At 60.3% G+C, this 17,500-nt stretch carries 15 protein-coding genes and 2 tRNA genes; 5 read left to right on the forward strand and 12 right to left on the reverse strand.

Annotated elements, in window-relative coordinates:
* Positions 1 to 3 precede the first annotated feature (3 nt).
* The 7 genes from RHP72_RS17635 to RHP72_RS17665 form a co-directional block, all read right to left on the reverse strand.
* Positions 4 to 2,220: an MMPL family transporter gene (locus RHP72_RS17635; RefSeq protein WP_161120651.1), complete on the reverse strand. Its 2,217-nt coding sequence runs from the start codon at positions 2,218 to 2,220 to the stop codon at positions 4 to 6.
* Between the two features lie 95 nt (positions 2,221 to 2,315).
* The gene (locus RHP72_RS17640; protein ID WP_007731141.1) at positions 2,316 to 3,233 is read right to left on the reverse strand and encodes a carbohydrate kinase; all 918 of its coding nucleotides are present in this window, start codon (positions 3,231 to 3,233) and stop codon (positions 2,316 to 2,318) included.
* Between the two features lie 47 nt (positions 3,234 to 3,280).
* Positions 3,281 to 4,375, reverse strand: a complete 1,095-nt coding sequence (locus RHP72_RS17645; protein ID WP_042450146.1) for an ABC transporter ATP-binding protein — start codon at positions 4,373 to 4,375, stop codon at positions 3,281 to 3,283.
* A 27-nt stretch (positions 4,376 to 4,402) separates the two neighbouring features.
* Complete coding sequence (locus RHP72_RS17650; RefSeq protein WP_050657016.1) at positions 4,403 to 5,269, reverse strand: carbohydrate ABC transporter permease; 867 nt, start codon at positions 5,267 to 5,269, stop codon at positions 4,403 to 4,405.
* Entirely contained in the window at positions 5,269 to 6,219 is a 951-nt protein-coding gene (locus RHP72_RS17655; protein ID WP_311093646.1) for a sugar ABC transporter permease, read from the reverse strand. The genes RHP72_RS17650 and RHP72_RS17655 overlap by 1 nt, the downstream gene beginning before the upstream one ends.
* Positions 6,216 to 7,568, reverse strand: coding sequence for a sugar ABC transporter substrate-binding protein (locus RHP72_RS17660; RefSeq protein ID WP_081558017.1), 1,353 nt, complete (start codon positions 7,566 to 7,568; stop codon positions 6,216 to 6,218). The genes RHP72_RS17655 and RHP72_RS17660 overlap by 4 nt, the downstream gene beginning before the upstream one ends.
* Before the next feature lie 63 nt (positions 7,569 to 7,631).
* Positions 7,632 to 8,630 (reverse strand): sugar-binding transcriptional regulator, encoded by a 999-nt coding sequence (locus RHP72_RS17665; protein WP_054781980.1) that lies wholly within the window; start codon positions 8,628 to 8,630, stop codon positions 7,632 to 7,634.
* Positions 8,631 to 8,769: 139 nt separating this feature from the next.
* On the opposite strand from RHP72_RS17665, the gene RHP72_RS17670 reads away from it, so the two are divergent.
* Positions 8,770 to 9,780, forward strand: a complete 1,011-nt coding sequence (locus RHP72_RS17670; RefSeq protein ID WP_042450271.1) for an NAD(P)-dependent alcohol dehydrogenase — start codon at positions 8,770 to 8,772, stop codon at positions 9,778 to 9,780.
* A gap of 7 nt (positions 9,781 to 9,787) precedes the next feature.
* A complete protein-coding gene (locus RHP72_RS17675) occupies positions 9,788 to 11,260 on the forward strand; it encodes a mannitol dehydrogenase family protein (protein WP_081558018.1) in 1,473 nt (490 codons plus the stop codon).
* Here the strand turns inward: RHP72_RS17675 and RHP72_RS17680 are convergent, their stop codons facing one another.
* From RHP72_RS17680 to RHP72_RS17690, 3 genes are all read right to left on the reverse strand, one after another.
* Positions 11,261 to 11,779 (reverse strand): DinB family protein, encoded by a 519-nt coding sequence (locus RHP72_RS17680; RefSeq protein WP_054781979.1) that lies wholly within the window; start codon positions 11,777 to 11,779, stop codon positions 11,261 to 11,263.
* Between the two features lie 710 nt (positions 11,780 to 12,489).
* On the reverse strand, positions 12,490 to 12,894 hold the full coding sequence (locus RHP72_RS17685; protein ID WP_232329877.1) for a hypothetical protein: 405 nt from the start codon (positions 12,892 to 12,894) through the stop codon (positions 12,490 to 12,492).
* 932 nt (positions 12,895 to 13,826) lie between these two features.
* Positions 13,827 to 13,900, reverse strand: a tRNA-Ile gene (locus tag RHP72_RS17690).
* A gap of 177 nt (positions 13,901 to 14,077) precedes the next feature.
* On the opposite strand from RHP72_RS17690, the gene RHP72_RS17695 reads away from it, so the two are divergent.
* Positions 14,078 to 14,275, forward strand: coding sequence for a hypothetical protein (locus RHP72_RS17695; RefSeq protein ID WP_003941659.1), 198 nt, complete (start codon positions 14,078 to 14,080; stop codon positions 14,273 to 14,275).
* Positions 14,276 to 14,406: 131 nt separating this feature from the next.
* A complete protein-coding gene (locus tag RHP72_RS17700; protein ID WP_223304513.1) occupies positions 14,407 to 15,030 on the forward strand; it encodes an HAD-IA family hydrolase in 624 nt (207 codons plus the stop codon).
* A gap of 72 nt (positions 15,031 to 15,102) precedes the next feature.
* Here RHP72_RS17700 and RHP72_RS17705 read toward each other — a convergent pair.
* Positions 15,103 to 15,175, reverse strand: a tRNA-Asn gene (locus RHP72_RS17705).
* Between the two features lie 136 nt (positions 15,176 to 15,311).
* Here RHP72_RS17705 and RHP72_RS17710 point away from each other — a divergent pair.
* Positions 15,312 to 15,563: a hypothetical protein gene (locus RHP72_RS17710; protein ID WP_003941570.1), complete on the forward strand. Its 252-nt coding sequence runs from the start codon at positions 15,312 to 15,314 to the stop codon at positions 15,561 to 15,563.
* Between the two features lies 1 nt (position 15,564).
* Here the strand turns inward: RHP72_RS17710 and dnaG are convergent, their stop codons facing one another.
* On the reverse strand, positions 15,565 to 17,484 hold the full coding sequence (gene dnaG, locus RHP72_RS17715; protein WP_030536590.1) for a DNA primase: 1,920 nt from the start codon (positions 17,482 to 17,484) through the stop codon (positions 15,565 to 15,567).
* Between the last annotated feature and the right edge of the window lie 16 nt (positions 17,485 to 17,500).

Consider the following 17,500-nt stretch of genomic DNA (forward strand, 5'->3'; position numbering starts at 1 on the left):
GGGTCACACCGACAACTTGTCGCTCGTGGGTTCACTGGATTCCTTCGAATCTGCGAGCAGCGCAGTCAACTGCTCCCCCTCGACATCGACGTTCGGGACCAACCGGTCCAGCCATGAGGGGAACCACCATGCCTTCGAGCCCAACAGGGACATGACGGCCGGTACGACGGTCATACGAATCACGAAGGCGTCGAACAGAACCGCGAACGAGAGTCCGAGTCCGATCTGCATGATGAAGGCGTCGCCGCCGAAGATGAAGCCCGCGAAAACGGCGATCATGATCAGCGCCGCGGCCGTGACCACTCGGGCACCCTGGTCGAAGCCCTTCACGACTGCTTCATCCGGTCCGTCACCGTGGACGAACGCTTCACGCATTCTGGTCACCAGGAACACCTGGTAGTCCATCGCCAACCCGAAGACGATGCCAATCATGAAGATGGGCAACATCGCCACAACTGATCCGGTTTGACCTTCGATTCCGAGAATGCCGGCGAACCAACCCCACTGGAAGATCGCGACCAGCACACCGAACGTCGCACCGATCGAGAGCAGAAATCCGAGAGTTGCCTTGAGTGGTACCAAGATCGAGCGGAACACCAACATCAGGAGGATGAAGGCGAGGCCGACGACCAATGCGAGGTAGGGAACCAGGGCGTCGGCCAGGCGATCCGAAACGTCGATCGTCAACGCTGTCTGACCGGTGACCGACATCGTGGCTCCGGTCTCGTCGGTCAGTGATCCGGCGACCTCACGTATATCTGCGACGAGCGCCTTTGTTGCCTCGGTTTCCGGGCCACTCGAGGGAACCACCGTGATGACTGCTGTATCGCCGGCCTGATTGAGTGCTGGCGGCGTCACTGCCGCTACGTCGGGCAGAGCACCGAGCTTTTCCTGGGCGCCGCTCAATGCCGCTGCCGGATCTGCGGCGTCGGCAACGTCGACGACCACCATGAGCGGACCGCTGAACCCGGCACCGAACCCCTCGGATAGTCGGTCGGTAGCCCTGGCGGCAGTTGTGTCGGGCACTGGTGGGCTCGCCAAACTCAGGTTGATTCCGAATGTGGGGATCGCCAGCAATCCCAGCCCGAGGACTGACGCGAGCAAAACCGGAACTCGACGCCGGATCACGAACTTGGCCCATCGCGAGCCCGCCCCCTCCGACTGTTTCCGGTGTGTCAGTTCACCGCCGGACGCCAGCAGTCGACGATCAGACCGACTCATGACGCGCGACCCTGCAAATCCGAGTGTGGCGGGCAGCAGCGTCAGTGAAATCACCACTGCAACAGCAACTGCGAATGCTGCAGCCAGACCCATGCTCGTCAGGAACGGGATGTTCACGACGAACAGTCCTGCCAATGCGATGAGCACCGTCAACCCCGCGAACACTACGGCCGAACCCGCAGTCCCCGCTGCGCGGCCCGCAGCAATTTCTGGATCATGTCCGTCACGTAGTTCGGAGCGGTAGCGCGAGACGATGAAGAGCGAATAGTCGATCGCCACGGCGAGCCCCAGCATCATTGCCAGGACGGTTGTGCTCGAACCTAATTCGATGAAACCAGTTGCGATTGTGATCGTGCAGATCGCGATGCCGATGCCGATCAACGCGCTGATCAAGGGAAGCCCCGCCGCAACCAAGGAACCGAAGGTGACGGTCAGCACCACCGCGGCGATCGCGACTCCGATCACCTCTCCCATCGATTCGGCGCTGCTTTCCATCAGCACGTTGCCGGCAACATCGACTGCCAGCCCTGAATCCGCGGCGTCGTGGACGGCGGACTCGAGCAGTTCTTTCGAACTGTCCGGTAAGTCCATCGAGTCGGCGGTATAGGAGACCTGCATGTATCCGATCGTCCCAGTCGGCGACACTCCGCCGGAGGCATACGGATCCGATACCGCTGCAATCTCAGGATCCTTCCCGAGCGCAGAGACCAAGTCACTGACGGATTGTCGAATCGCCGGATCGGTGAGCGTCGTGCCCGCCGGAGATTCGAAGACGATGCGAGCACTGGCTCCGTCGGTGGACGATTGCGGAAATCTTTCAGCCAGAAGATCTTGCGCCGCTTGTGATTCGGTGCCCGGAATCGACAACGTATTGACGGTCGGACCGGACAGCGTTGCTGCGCCTACTCCGCCCGCCACCAGCAGGACGACCCAGAAGCCCACCATTGCCCAACGGCGCCGAAACGCGAGTCGCGAGAGTTTGTACAGGAATATCGACATGCGTGTCACTGTGCCGATACACGACCCCGTCGCACATCGTGCACAGGTAGGCAGTTCGACGTACTGCGCTCGCAGTAGGGCGGTGGTCCCCAGTGCTAGACGGGCAGGCCCAACTCCCTTGACCACGGCGGATCCGCCCCGGGACGTGACACGGTGACGGCTGCCGCGCGTGCGGCAAAGGTCAACGCGGCCGACCAATCTGCCTCGGTGAACGCACGCACAACAGCGACGTCGAGTGCGTCGTGACGATCAAGGTAGGCCAACAGGGCTCCGTGAACGGTATCGCCCGCACCGATCGTGTCCGCGACGTCGACCGCGGGCGCCGGCACCGAAACATCGAGTTCCTCGGTGATCAACCGCAACCCGTCACCACCACGGGTGAGCAGGACGGCGCCGACGCCTTCGTGGAGCCACTCGGCGCCGTCGACCGAACCCAACCACTTCGCGTCGTCGTCGCTCACTTTGAGAATATCGATGGCGGGCAACCACGAACGAAACCGTCGTCGATACGCGTCCGGGTCGGAGATCACCGCCGGACGAATGTTGGGGTCGACCATGGTGAGTCGACCGCGGGCGTGTGCTTCGTGCAGCAAAGCTTCGTAGGCAGAGGCCCCGGGCTCGAGCACCAGCGACAGCGTTCCGAACGAGAATGCCCGGGCAGAGGGAAGTTTCGGCAGCGCGAACTGTCGATCCGCCGTTCCCTCGAGGTAGAAGGAATACCGCGCACCTCCGTCCGCTGCAAGGTTCACGACGGCCAGAGTTGTCGGCTCGGGCCCACGTTCGACCCCAGTTGTGTCGACATTGGACGCGGCCAGCGAGTCGATCATCCGATCTCCGAAAGCGTCGGTGGACAAGCGAGAGACGAATCCCACGTCGGATCCGAGTCGACCCAGTGCAATCGCAACGTTGAACGGTCCACCGCCCAACTTGGGTGAGAAGTTCTCCCCCACCGGAACCAGATCAACCAGTCCCTCACCACACACCACGACGGATCGTTCGCGTGTATCACTCATCGGTAGACCCTAACCTTCTCACCAGTCGAAGATAGATGTGATGGGATTCAGCTACCCACACGCTCGCCCGTAGCCGGGTCGAAGAGGTGAACGAGGCCGTCCACCCGCTCGAAGCCCAGCGTCTGGCCGTACTGCAGCTTCGATCGACCGCCGGTGCGTGCAACGAGCGAGATCGGGTCGGCTTCGGTACCAGGCACGTGTGCGTAGATGTACGACTCGTTGCCCAGTTCCTCTACCAGGTCGATCTGAGCTGCGATTCCGTCTCCGGCAGCAACCACCTGGAATTGCTCGGGCCGAATTCCCACTGTGACCGAAGCCAGACCGGCCGCGGCGATTGCCGCCATCTGCTCGCGGTCCAGCGGAACCTCGACGTCGCCGAAACGCACCCCACCCGAACTGACCGGCGCCGTTACCAAGTTCATACCTGGAGATCCGATGAAGCCGGCAACAAACGCATTGGCCGGCCGATCGTAAAGTTCGGTCGGAGAAGCGAATTGTTGCAACTTGCCGCCCTTGAGCACTGCCACGCGATCACCCATCGTCATCGCTTCCACCTGATCGTGCGTGACGTAGACGGTGGTGGTTCCGAGACGACGCTGCAACGCCGCGATCTGCGTGCGGGTCTGGACGCGTAGCTTTGCGTCGAGGTTGGAGAGCGGCTCGTCCATGCAGAACACTTGCGGTTCACGAACGATAGCTCGGCCCATGGCAACTCGCTGCCGTTGACCACCGGAAAGCTTGGCCGGCTTGCGGTCGAGATAGTCAGTCAGGTCAAGCAGTTTGGCCGCTTCGGCCACTTTCTTCTTACGCTCCTCGACGGGCACACCGCGCATCTTCAACGCGAACCCCATATTTTCCCCGACGGTTTTGTTGGGGTACAGCGCGTAATTCTGGAAGACCATTGCGATGTCGCGATCCTTGGACGGGACATCGGTCATGTCCTTGCCGTTGATGGTGATCGCGCCGGAATCGATGTCCTCGAGCCCTGCCAACATGCGCAGGGCCGTGGACTTTCCGGAACCTGACGGACCGACGAGCACGATGAACTCCCCGTCGTTGATGTCGAGATCGAGTGAATCGACAGCGAGGGTCCCGGCACCTTCGTAGATGCAAGACGCTTTCTGGTAAGAGATTTCAGCCATGACGAACTCCTGAGAGGGTGAGGAGAATTATTTGATTGCACCGAAGGACAGGCCGCGCACCAGTTTGTTCTGGGCGAACCAACCGGCCAGGATGACGGGCAATGCCGCCATGGTCGCTGCCGCGGAGAGCCGAGCCCAGTACAGGCCCTCGCCGGTGATGAACCCGACCAGGAAGACCGGAATCGTCTGTGCTTGAACAGCTGTCAGGTTGACGGCGAAGAAGAATTCGTTCCACGAGAAGATCACGCAGATCAGCGCAGTCGCAGCAATTCCGGGCGAGATCAGCGGGAGGATCACCTCGCGAACCGAGGTCCACAAACTCGCGCCGTCCATGCTGGCAGCTTCGAGAAGTTCGCCGGGGACTTCGAGAAAGAACGAACGCATCATCCACACTGCGATCGGCAGATTCATCGATGTGTACAAGATGACCAGCGCCCAGATGTTGTCAAGCAATCCGATGTCGTTGACGATCACGTACAGCGGCACGATTGCAGCGACGACTGGGAGCATCTTGGTACTGATGAAAAAGAACAGAACGTCCTGAGTCTTGGCTACCGGGCGAAGCGACAATGCAAACGCAGCCGGAACACCCAGTAGCAGAACAAGAATCGTCGACATGGCCGTCGCAAATGCGGAGTTTGCCAGCGTCGTGCCGAGACCGGAGTCGAGGACGGCACGGAACTGTTCGAGGGTGGGAGTGAAGAACAGCTTCGGCGGATCCGTGTAGGCGTCTGCCTCGGTCTTGAACGCGGTCAGGACCATCCAGAAGACCGGGAAGAAGAATCCGAGAGCGGCGATCCACGCCACGACCGACCACGGACTGAACTTACTGCTCTTCTTTTTCTTGACGACGGGTTTGTCGGTCGTCGCGCTTGTCGTCTCTACGGCAGTCATCACGCCGCCTCCTCGTTGCCGGTGAAGCTCTTGAAGATCAATCGGAGCGCAAGTGTCGACACGATGATCGTCGCGATCACTGTCACGACACCCATCGCCGCAGCTTGACCTACGTCGAAGCCGAGGAACGCGCGCTGGTAGATGTAGAACGGCAGGTTCGAGCTGGCCACGCCGGGCCCGCCCGACGTCATCATGTACACCGCGTCAAAGGTGTTCACGAGGTAGATCGCACCCAGAACTGCACCGAGTTCGATGAAGCGGCGCAGGTGCGGCAACGTCAGTTCGCGGAACATCGCAAACGGCTTGGCTCCGTCCACTCGTGCGGCTTCGAGAATGTCTCGGGGCATGGACTGCAAACCGGCCAGAATGAGCAGCATCATGAAGGGCGTCCACTGCCAGATCAGATTGATCATGACGGCGGCGAGCGGAAACTTGCTGACCCAGTCGACCTGGCCGACGCCGAAAGGCTGGAGTACGAAGTTCACGATACCGAACACCGGGTCGAACATTGTTGTCTTCCAAAGCAATGCGCCGGCGACGGGAGTGATGAGAAACGGCGTGATCAGCAGTGTCCGGACGATGCCCCGACCAAGGAATGCGCGGTCGAGCAGCAGCGCCAGCGCGAGTCCGAGGATCACCGAAACGATGACCGTACCCACGATCATGATGACCGTGTTGACCGCGACTTCCCGAAACTGACTGTCCTTGAAAACCTCTATGTAGTTATCGAACCCGTTGAAGTGCCGCGATCCCGGCCGGACAAGGTTCCACGACTGCGTCGAGTAGTAGAGGGTGAACAGAAACGGAATCTGAGTGACGACGATCGAGAAGATCAACGCCGGCATCAGGGGACCTCTACGACGCCAACCCTCGGCGCGGGAGATCTTCTTTTCGACACGGACCGGTGGCGCGTCGTCCACCGTAGTTCTGGGCTCGGCAACCGTAGTCATCGGTTCTCCTGATAGGTCTTGCCGACCACCTCGGCATACTGCTGGGATTGTTCGAGTGCTTCTTTCACGCTCTTCTGACCCGCGATGGCCGCACTGATCTGCTGGCTGACGCGAGTGCCCAGGTCCTGAAACTCAGGGATGGTGAGGAACTGGACGCCGGTGTACGGAACCGGTTGCACTGTCGGGTTTTTCGGATCTGCATTATTGATCGATTCGAGGGTGATCGGACCGAATGCCTGTGCGGCCTCTTGATATTCCGGAATCTCGTAGGTCGATAGGCGACTTCCCGGAGGAACTCTCGACCAGCCGAGTTCGGTTCCGACCTTCTGGATGTAGTCCTTGTTCGTCATCCAGGAAATGAACTTCCAGGCGTCATATTTGTTCTGTGCCGACTCCGGGATTCCGAGCGCCCACGTGTAGAGCCAACCAGGATCGGACTTCTCGACCTTCGGGGCCTTCGCATATCCGATGTTGCCGACTACCTTCGACGACGCAGGGTCCTCGAGAACCGACACAGCCGACGTCGCGTCGTACCACATCGCCGTGTTGCCTTGCGCGAATTGTGTTGCACATTCACCGAATCCGCTTGTGGCAGGACCCGGCTGACCGTGCTCCTTGACCGTGTCCACGTAGAACTGAACCGCATCCTCGACCTGCGGACTGGTCAGCTGCGCATTCCAATTCTCGTCGTACCAGCGTCCACCGAAGGTGTTGATCACGGTGTTCAGCGGTGCGAGTACCTCACCCCAGCCAGGCTTTCCGCGCAAGCAGATTCCCGCCATCTTGGCGTCCGGGTTGTCGAACTGTGCTGCCCAACCTGCAACTTCTTGCCACGTCGGGTCTTCGGGAACTGTAATCCCCGCCTGATCGAACAGATCCTTGCGGTACATCAGGAACGACGACTCCCCGTAGAAGGGGACCGCGTACATACTGTCCTCGTACGACAGAGAAGTCTTGATCGACGGTACGAAGTCGTCCTCGTCGTAACCGGGCGTCGTGTCTGCATAGTCGGACAGGTTCGTGAGCCAACCGTTGGCGGCCCACTGAGGTGTCTCGTAGTTGCTGATCATCACGACGTCGAACTCACCGCCGCCGGTTGCCGTCGACGCCGTGATCTTGGCGCGCGCCTGGTTCTCGGAAAGGCTGACGAATTTGAGGTCGATGCCAGGGTTCTCGGCTTCGAAAGCCGGCGCCAGTTTGATGGCGTCCTGCATCTGCGAGTTCGACACCATCGCGATGGTGACTGTTCGTTCGCCGGAACCACCGAGCGCACCAGCGCCCGCACATCCCGACACCAGGAGGCAGAGCGCCGCCGCGGCAGCGCCCCACACTCGTCTTCCTGTTTTCACGGATTACCTTCCTTCACACTTGCGTGTCAGTCGCGCGCTCGGACCGCGAAACTCGTGAGATCGCTAGCCTTCGAGCAGCCACTGGGCGCACTCGACGTCGGTGACGAGTACGTTTGCCAAACCTCCGCGCAATGCGCCCAGAACGGCCTGGCGTTTGTGTGTTCCTCCCGAAATCAGAATCGTCTGATCGCAGGATTTCACTGCGTCGAGCGAGACGGAGACCGTTCGCTCAGGTAGTGGCCCCTCCACTGGATTGCCGTCGACCGAGTAGAAACGGCCGCCGATTTCACCGACAGCGCCTCGACTTTCCAACTCGTCCAGCATGGTCGAGTCGACGAAGCTACCGGCAAACAAGGTCGTCGCGGTCGAGACGGCACCGACTCCGAAAACCATGATGTCGGAATCAGTTCCGGCTTGCAGCGCCTTCGAGATCACCGAGTCGTTTCGCATCGACTCCACGGTCGCCGGGTCGGCATACAGCGGAGCGTTGAGACGAATAGGATTGGCCTGCAACTGTTGTGCACATCGGCCGATGGTGAAGTCGACACCGGTTTGGTAGTCGGTCACCGTCATGGAGCCGTCAAGTTGTACCACAGCCGAGCACTTCGCGGCCTTGTCCGGCAAAGATCCTGCTACCGCAACGGTTTCCGGACCCCAGGTAAACCCGAGAACGCTCGAAGGCTGCAGACGACGAACCAGAACTTCCGCTGCTCGTCGACCGAGTGCGTCGAAGTCCGGGTCGTCCGCATCCGAAATCGCTTCGGGGACGATCAACACTTCGGCCAACCCGAAGTGCTTCTCCAGCTTCGATTCCAACTCCGTGTTCACCGAACCTTCGAGCTCCGGCGGTACCAAAATCTCGACCCTGACCAAACCTTGCGTCCGCGCCCTGGCCAACAGTCGCCCGGCTGTCGGCCGCGAGACGCCCAATTTCGCTGCAATCTCCGCCTGAGTGGCGCCTTCGAGGTGATACATCGTCGCCGCCCGCAAGGCGAGCCGCACATCCTCGGAAGCGGGCAACTTCGACGACTTGAGTCCTGTGGGCTGAGCCGACTGGTTCACACGGTCTCCTTGTGTATCAGGTTCAAAGTTTCTGGATCGTGAGCAAATGCTCACTAGATGTTCTTATGCTCATTAAGCTAACATCTACGTTGTGACCCACACAACAGTTTCCGGAGAATCCGTCGATCTACCTGCGACAATTCGGGCAAATGTCCTCGTCGAGACCGGAAAGATGCAGATGGTCGAGAGACCACGACCGTCCCCGAAGGCGGGTGAAGTCCTCGTTCGCATCCATGCCGTGGGCGTGTGCGGGTCGGACGCGCACTACTTTCACGAAGGTCGCATCGGCCCTTACGTAGTCAACTCACCGCTCGTTCTCGGACACGAAGCATCGGGACGCATCGCTGCGGTCGGTGACGGCGTCGACCCAAGACGCATCGGGCAGCGTGTCTCCATCGAGCCTCAGAAGCCCGATCCGACAAGTCCCGAATCCAAGGCAGGCAGATACAACCTCTGCCCTCATATGGAGTTCTTCGCGACGCCGCCGATCGACGGTGCGCTGACCGACTACGTCACGATCGGTGCCGACTTCGCCCATCCCATCGCAGATTCCGTGTCCTACGAGGCAGCTGCGCTGTTCGAGCCACTTTCCGTAGGGATCGCCTCAGCCCAGAAGGCGGGGATCACTGCCGGCTCTCGGGTGTTGATCGCCGGCGCCGGCCCGGTAGGAATCGTGACGACGCAGGTGGCCAAGGCATTCGGCGCGACGGAAGTCATCGTCTCGGACATCGACGCGGCCCGGCGTGATGTGGCACTGAAATTCGGCGCAACAACCGTCGTTGATCCACGTGAGAGCGACGTACGCTCGCTGGCCGTCGACGCATTCATCGACGCGTCGGGTGCCACGGCCGCAGTGATCGACGGGATTCACGCAGTTCGGCCCGCTGGAACCGTCGTTCTGGTCGGAATGGGTGCCGACGAGATACCGTTGCCGGTCCCGATCATTCAGAATCGCGAACTGATGCTGACCGGAGTGTTCCGGTACGCCAACACGTGGCCGATCGCCGCCGCATTGGTCGCTGCCGGGCGCGTCGATCTGGACTCGATGGTCACAGCACGCTTTTCACTCGAACAGTCGCAAGAGGCCCTGGTGGCCGATCGCATTCTCGGCAGCATCAAAGCCGTAGTCATCGTCGCCGAAGGAGACTAGTACTTTCATGGAACTCAATACGAAGACCCTGTTCGACTTCGATGCTGCACTCGAAGTGCCGAACTACGACCGGAGCAAAGTCACTACTGGCATAGTGCATTTCGGTGTCGGAGGCTTTCACCGTGCACACCAGGCCATGTACATCGATGATCTCCTGCGACGCGGTGAGGGCTTCGACTGGGGAATCTGCGGAGTGGGAGTGATGCCGTCGGACAAGCGGATGAAAGACGCTCTCCGCGCGCAGGACTGCCTCTACACGCTGGCGCTCAAGCATTCTGACGGAACCCTCGAGGCCCGGGTCATCGGGTCGATCGTCGAGTACCTGTTCGCTCCGGAGGATCCGGAGGCGGTGATCGAAAAGATGGCATCCGAATCGACGAAAATCGTATCTCTCACCATCACCGAGGGCGGATACAACATCTCGCACACTACGGGTGAGTTCGACGCGTCCGATCCCGATGTAATGCACGATCTCGAGCCGGGAACACTCCCCCACACCACCTTCGGTCTGATTTGTGCGGCACTCGCACTCCGTCGCGACCGGGGCCTCGCCCCGTTCACGATCATGAGTTGCGACAACATCGAAGGCAACGGATCGGTCGCCAGGACGGCAGTCGGAGCGTTCGCCGCCCTGAAGGATCCCGAACTTGCGGAGTGGATCGACGAGAACGGCGCCTTCCCCAACTCCATGGTCGACCGGATCACACCCGTCACGACAGCCGAGGTGACCACCGAGATCGCCGAGACGTTTGGCGTGGAAGATCAGTGGCCGGTCGCGGCTGAGCCGTTCACCGCGTGGTTCCTCGAGGACGAGTTCACCTCAGGCAGGCCACCTCTGGAGAATGTCGGCGTCAATCTCGTGCCGGATGTTCGCCCGTACGAACTGATGAAACTGCGCCTTCTCAATGCCGGCCATCAAGGCATCGCGTACTTCGGCTACCTTGCCGGATACCGCCTGGTCCACGAGGCATGCCAGGACGAACTCTTGTCGGGGTTCCTGCTCGACTACATGAATCTCGAAGCGACGCCGACCCTTGACCCGGTACCCGGCGTCGACCTCGATCAGTACAAGAAGACCCTCATCGAAAGATTCTCGAACCCCCAGATCCGCGACACGATTGCACGTCTGTGCGCCGAGTCGTCCGATCGAATTCCCAAGTGGCTGTTGCCCGTCATCCGGAACCAACTCGACACCGGTGGGTCGATCAACCTGTCCACCGCAATTGTCGCTAGCTGGGCCCGCTACGCCGAGGGCACAGACGAGAACGGAGATCCCATCACCGTCGTCGATCAGCTGTCGGACACTCTGGTGCCGCTCGCCCAGAAACAGTCGAGCGACCCGTTGGCCTTCATCGGGTACCGCCAAGTGTTCGGCGATCTCGTGGACGATCGCCGATTTGTCGCTAGCTTCCGAAAGACCCTCGACTCATTGCACTCCGTCGGAGCCAGAAGAACCCTCGAGGAGGTGCGCGGGCTCTGACTACACCGAGACGTCGTGCAGGTGATGGATCGGATCGTGAATGAAGTAGGCCGCCAACGATTCGACGGTGAACGCCGATCCGTCACTGCGGAGACCCCGTCGTTGGCGGCTACCCTCTGGCACGGTTTCGAAGGCATTCGCGACCTCCGCCGCGGCGTCGGACAATTCCGATGCCACCTTTGCCGGATCTTGGTCGTTGTACCGCTCGGCCTCAGCTGTTGCGTCTTGATCCCAGTTCTCGAATAGCGGATCGTCGAATTCGAGCATCTGTTCCAACCTCACCTTGAAGATCCTGAACACGTCGCGTACGTGGGCGGAATACTCCAGCGCTGACCATGTTTCGCTGTCCGGTCGCTCCGTCACATTCTCGCCCTCCAGTACCTCGGCCCACGAGACGGCATTGCTACGCACAAGATCTGGAACATCCGCGAACGCAACAGCGGACGAATCAAACCCGCACTCGCCGCATGGGCGTTCGAGGACCCAGGTCCAGTTCTTTGTATCCGGGGTGATCGGCATGCATCGAGAATAGTCCGCGGGAGCGGAGTCGGTCTGCTTCGATTGGCCGATGAAGCGCATCATGGTCGGTATTGCGATTCCATTCGTGCTGATGCTTACTTCGTGTGGCGGGGACGGGGGCGACGCCGAACCACACGAACTCGCCTTCACATGCGACGACGCACATGCGTACCTCGAAGTTTTCGGGACGGTCGAGGCGGCGTTGGCCCGGCTACAGAGCCCTGGATGGAACGATGTCCCTGAACTCGCGGGTTCCGCCAGCGCCTGGGCAGCGTTCACACCACAACAGCAGACTGCGATAGTCAATTCACTTCATTCGGCTTCCCGAGGTGAATGTTGATCCGTATTTCGGTGCCGGTATCCGGCATCTGACTCCGTCGACAAGATTTGCCGGTCGATACTCGGATCGGCCGAAGAACTGGACATACTCCGACTGATTCCACGTCGCCGATCGATCAAGTCCGCGATGACATGAGCGGGCCGCACGACGACTGGAGAGGATTCGACGCTGAGGCGCGTGAGCGCACCAAGAAGCCTTCGAAGCAGCGGAATCGGGATCGTGCGACTGAGCAACGCCGGAGGCCTGATTCGCCGGTCGCACAACAGAATTACAAACGACGACGTAACTACGTCATTCCGATCGTGACAAAATACTCGTTCGTCGGCGACGGACCGATCACTTCGATTTCCTCGACGGGTCTCGTCGCCCCTCAAGTGAAGGGCGTCGAGTCGACATGTACCCCTTCCGAACGCAGTAAATGCTCGGCCGCACAAATCAACAGGGAAAGGGATTCGTACGAGAGTCCCTCGATCGCATGCATCAGCCTGTCAGGCGCCGGAATCGACCGGTCGACCGGCGAACCCTCGGATCTCCGCACAGAAAGCACGGTCGAGAGTTCTCGTTGATTCACCACCTGACCTGCGCTGTTCGCTCGCTCGAACATGGCATTCAGCCGCTGGACCAGTTCCTCACCTTCAGCTGATCGAATAGTGTTGCCAAACAGCCTGTTTCCATGATCGGCTTCGACACCAGGCCCGATCGAGTTCTTGATTGTCACAGTATGTTCTCCGTTACGTTGGTCTGTCAGGTTGATCAGGGGTGCGACCCGGCGCAATTCACAGAGCCTTTATCCGTGCCGCCCAACGGCGTCGCGTCCATCGACAGCAGACGAATCTCCCCCGGCGCCCATCGGCTTCCGGTAGCGAGACCTTGAAGTTGCTGTTCACTTGCAGTTCGTCGTTACACTTTAACAATATTTGTAACGCATCGACAAGTGTTTTGTTCCGATTGCCCGGTTTTGCACCCGATCGAGGCAACTACTGAGCTCTCACGGGCTGCGGATTCTGCAATTCACGAAGCTCGGCAAAATGGATCCGACGCAGACAAGGACGGCGAGACAGCCCTCGTTGGCTCTCATTTCCAGTGATCGAGCACGAAGTCCTCAATGGTGATGACCCAAGTCCGACAGCGCTTTTCAGACAGGGAAAGGGCCCCGCAGTTGCGGGGCCCACTATCGTTGCCGTTCCTTGCGTAGAGTCGTTTCCGACAGTCGGCTGCCGGTCAGCGCGTCAACATTTGGGTGCAGCCGAGCCGCGGGGGGGACGGCTCGACTGCCTTGTACCTACACCGGTAGGCACGTCTAAAGCGTGACACTTCTGTACGTCGAGCACATACGCTGAAATACCCGGATAGGTACCTACTTTTCCTTCACGTCCGGCACGTCGCTCGCTCGGTTGCGCCCAATTGCACTGCGCTCCCGATACTTGTCGAGGATTGGGTATCCGGATCCGAGACTTTCACCTCGTCCGAGATCGACGATCGCGGTACGACATTTACTTGTGTAGCCACGAAGGATCAACTCAGCCGTACCCGCATGCGCGTTGCGTGCGATTCAATACCAACTACGTGTGGGCAACTGCACCAACTACCTGTGGGCAACTGCCCTGTTGATTGCACTCTGCGCACTTGTCGCCGTTGCGATCGTCGGCAGCATGACTTTCGACAAACGTCATTGGGTCTGACCTGCGGGCTCACGGCAACTGAACGTGGGGCGGGCGGGGCTCGAACCCGCGACCAATGGATTATGAGTCCACGGCTCTAACCGACTGAGCTACCGCCCCATCCGGATGCGATGCATCGCGGCGAATCCGAATGTTACCGGCACATCCGACGCGGATCACAATCGGGCAGGCGGTGACGCGTTGCACTCTTTCGAGTCGAGTCTTCCAAGGTTGGTCGGCACAGGCGCGATGAGCCGATACCGTGGGAGTGCACACCCCACGGAACAGGATCACCACATGAAGCTTGCACTGACCGAATTCAAGAACTCGAAGGCCACGATCCGGATCATCATGTCCGACGGCGCGAAACTGAACGGCACCGTCACCGATTTCACCGAAGACACTCTCGTTCTCAATTCTCCGAATGGTGTCTACTACATCAACCCCAGCCACATCATCCGGCTGTTCGAGCCGTCGGATCGCGCAGCGAAGTAGGCGCACCGGTCAAACAGTTCGACGGTTCCACCGAAAGCCCGACGCAGACACTTGCGTCGGGCTTTGGTGTATCTGTCGCCAATATCTTCGCGTCGCGTTCACGGGTGCTGATGCCGCCTATCCTCTCCGACATGGCGAACGACAGCGGACCACCTGAACTCGTGTTGTTCGACTTGGGCGGTGTGCTGTGTCGATTCGAGCCTGACCGTCGCGCCGCAGAACTGGCTGCGGCCATCGGCGTCACGGAAGACGAGATTCATGCCCTCGTGTTCGCGTCCGGGTTCGACCAGGAATGCGATCTCGGCATTCACTCCGAAACCGCGATCCTGGAACGCTTTCGACGACTCGGGTTTCCTGGTGACCGCGACGAGCTACGCCGAGCCTGGGCCAAGGCCTTCATCCCGGACCGCGCGGTCATCGATCTCGCAATCGCGCTTCGAAGCGAGGGGGTCGTGGTCGCCACACTCTCCGACAACGGACCTGTTCTCTTGGCCGCCATCGAGAGTGTCGTAACTCCATCGGCAATCGACGAGCATGTTTTCTCCTGCATGCTCGGAGCTACCAAACCCGAACCTGCGGCCTTCCTGGCTGCGCTGGAGTTGCTCGATGCGCGTCCACAGCAGACCTTCTTCGTCGACGACAACCCGGTGAACGTCCTCAGCGCTCGACGGCTGGGAATTCGCGGCGAACAAGCAAACAAGGCGGCAGACGTCGAATCGGCACTTCGATCGGTGGGTCTGCTGCGAGCGCACTAGGTCAGACAAAAACAAGGTCAGACCACAACAAGAAAGCCCCCCACCCGATTTCTCAGGTGAGGGGCTTTGCTGCTCCCCCGGCTGGACTCGAACCAGCAACCGTCCGATTAACAGTCGGAAGCTCTGCCAATTGAGCTACAGGGGATTGTCTTGCTCGCTTCGCCCGTTCCGGCGTTGCCTGAGAAACTGTAGCGAATCCTTCACCGAAGTACCAAATCGCCTGCCCAGCGAGTCATCAGGCAGGATGGAGTCAGGACGATCGGTGCTGGAGGGAAGCAGGAATGATGCGTTTGTTGATCGGTGTTGCAGCTGGGTACGTCCTGGGAACCAAAGCGGGCCGCGCACGATACGAGCAGATCAGCCGGGCCGCGAAGGCGGTGGCCACCAGTCCGGCCACCAAGAAGGTGTTGGACGCGTCACGGCAGAAGCTGGCCGACTCACTGAGTACTCAGCCCAAGCTCGAGCCGATGAAGCCGATCAACGAGGAGACTACGATTCTGGTCCCCCACGACCAGTTGAAGAAAAACCGCTAGGTCAGACGCTTTGGTCGCCGACAGCCTGCTCACGCAGCTGTCGGCGATACTGCTCCAGCGCCACGAGGTCGCCGAACAGTGAGTTGTACTCCTCGGGGGCTGCAGCAGGTGAAACGCGCTGAAGCTTGGATTTGAGGTCGGCAACCTGCTCGCCCACCCACGCTTCCTGCAGTCGTGCGAGCACTCCGTTGATGTAGCGCGGAACCGTGTCTTCGTCACACGGCATCGGTTCGACGGCCAGCTCAGATACAACCGAGGCCACCGTCATGTCTTCGACGCCCTTGGTGACGACTTCGATCCACTCGGCGCCGCCGAGTCCCTTGCTCGTTCCACCGGCGTCAGCCATTGCCTGTCTGATGACAACGTAGGCGGGGTGGGTGAACGTCTCGGGCGGCAACGAGTCGAAGACACTGCCGGCGATGCCAGGGTGCTGCAATGCGGCCTTGAGGACAGCTCGCTGCGTCGAGAGCGCGGGATCGTTGGGCCGGGGCCTGGAGATTCCGATCGGCAGCGCAAGCGCATCGGCAGCAGGTTGGTCGACAACCTGACGACGCTTGGGCGCCGGTGACGATCCGCGCGTCGACGCCCGTTTGCGAGCTTCGTCACGCACGCGTCGTCGAACCGACGGAAGATCGTCCCAACCGACCCATCCGCACAACAGATTCGCGTAGCTGTCGCGCAGAGTTGATTCCTTGATCTGCGCAACGACGGGCACGGTACGACGCAGTGCCTCGACACGACCTTCAGCGGTCTCCAGATCGTGTTCGGTGAGGATGGACTTCACCACGAACTCGAACATCGGAGTGCGCCGTGCCACGAGGTCGCGAACGGCGGCGTCACCAGACTTCAGACGCAGATCGCACGGGTCCATTCCGTCGGGCGCGACGGCGACGAACGTCTGCCCGGCCATCTTTTGATCACCCTCGAACGCCTTCATCGCAGCGGCCTGCCCCGCGGCATCACCGTCGAAGGTGTAGATGATTTCACCGCGAAAGTAGCTGTCGTCCATCAGGAGTCGACGGAGCATCGCAAGGTGCTCCTCACCGAAGGCGGTCCCGCACGAAGCGACGGCGGTCTTGACGCCGGCCAAATGCATCGCCATGACGTCGGTGTAACCCTCGACGACTACCGCCTGGTGTCCCTTGGCGATGTCGCGCTTGGCGAGGTCCAAGCCGAACAGGACCTGAGACTTCTTGTAGAGAATCGTTTCCGGCGTGTTGACGTACTTACCCGGCATGGTGTCGTCGTCGAAGAGCTTGCGGGCACCGAAGCCGATGACGTCACCGGCGACGCTGCGGATCGGCCACAGAAGTCGGCGATGGAACCGGTCGATCGGACCTCGCCGGCCTTCTTTGGACAGCCCGGCTGCTTCTAGTTCTTTGAACTCGAAACCTTTGGACATCAAGTGTTTTGTGAGAGTGTCCCAACCTTCTGGCGCGTATCCACACCCGAACTGCAGGGCCGCTGCACCGTCGAAGTTTCTCTCGGTGAGGTAGTCGCGAGCCGCCTGGGCATCGGGTTCGCGCAGACGAGCGGCGTAGAACTCCTGAGCCGCCGCGTTTGCTGCGATCAAGCGTGCACGGGTGCCGCGATCGCGCTGAACGGACGGTCCGCCGCCCTCGTACGAAATCGTGTAGCTGAGTCGATCCGCCAACTGCTCGACGGCCTCTACGAAGCTGATGTGATCCATCTTCTGCAGGAACGAGTACACGTCACCACCCTCACCGCAGCCGAAGCAGTGGTAGAGGCCGTGGTTGGGTCGCACGTGGAACGACGGCGACTTCTCGTCGTGAAAGGGACACAGACCTTTGATCGAATCGCCACCGGCACGCTTGAGTGAAACGTATTCACCGACGATGTCCTCGATGCGAGTGCGTTCGCGAATGGCCGCGATGTCTCTGTCAGAAATTCGGCCCGCCACGTACATCAGTCTAGGC

This window comes from Rhodococcus sp. SG20037, assembly GCF_031763325.1.
Lineage (GTDB): Bacteria > Actinomycetota > Actinomycetes > Mycobacteriales > Mycobacteriaceae > Rhodococcus_F > Rhodococcus_F qingshengii.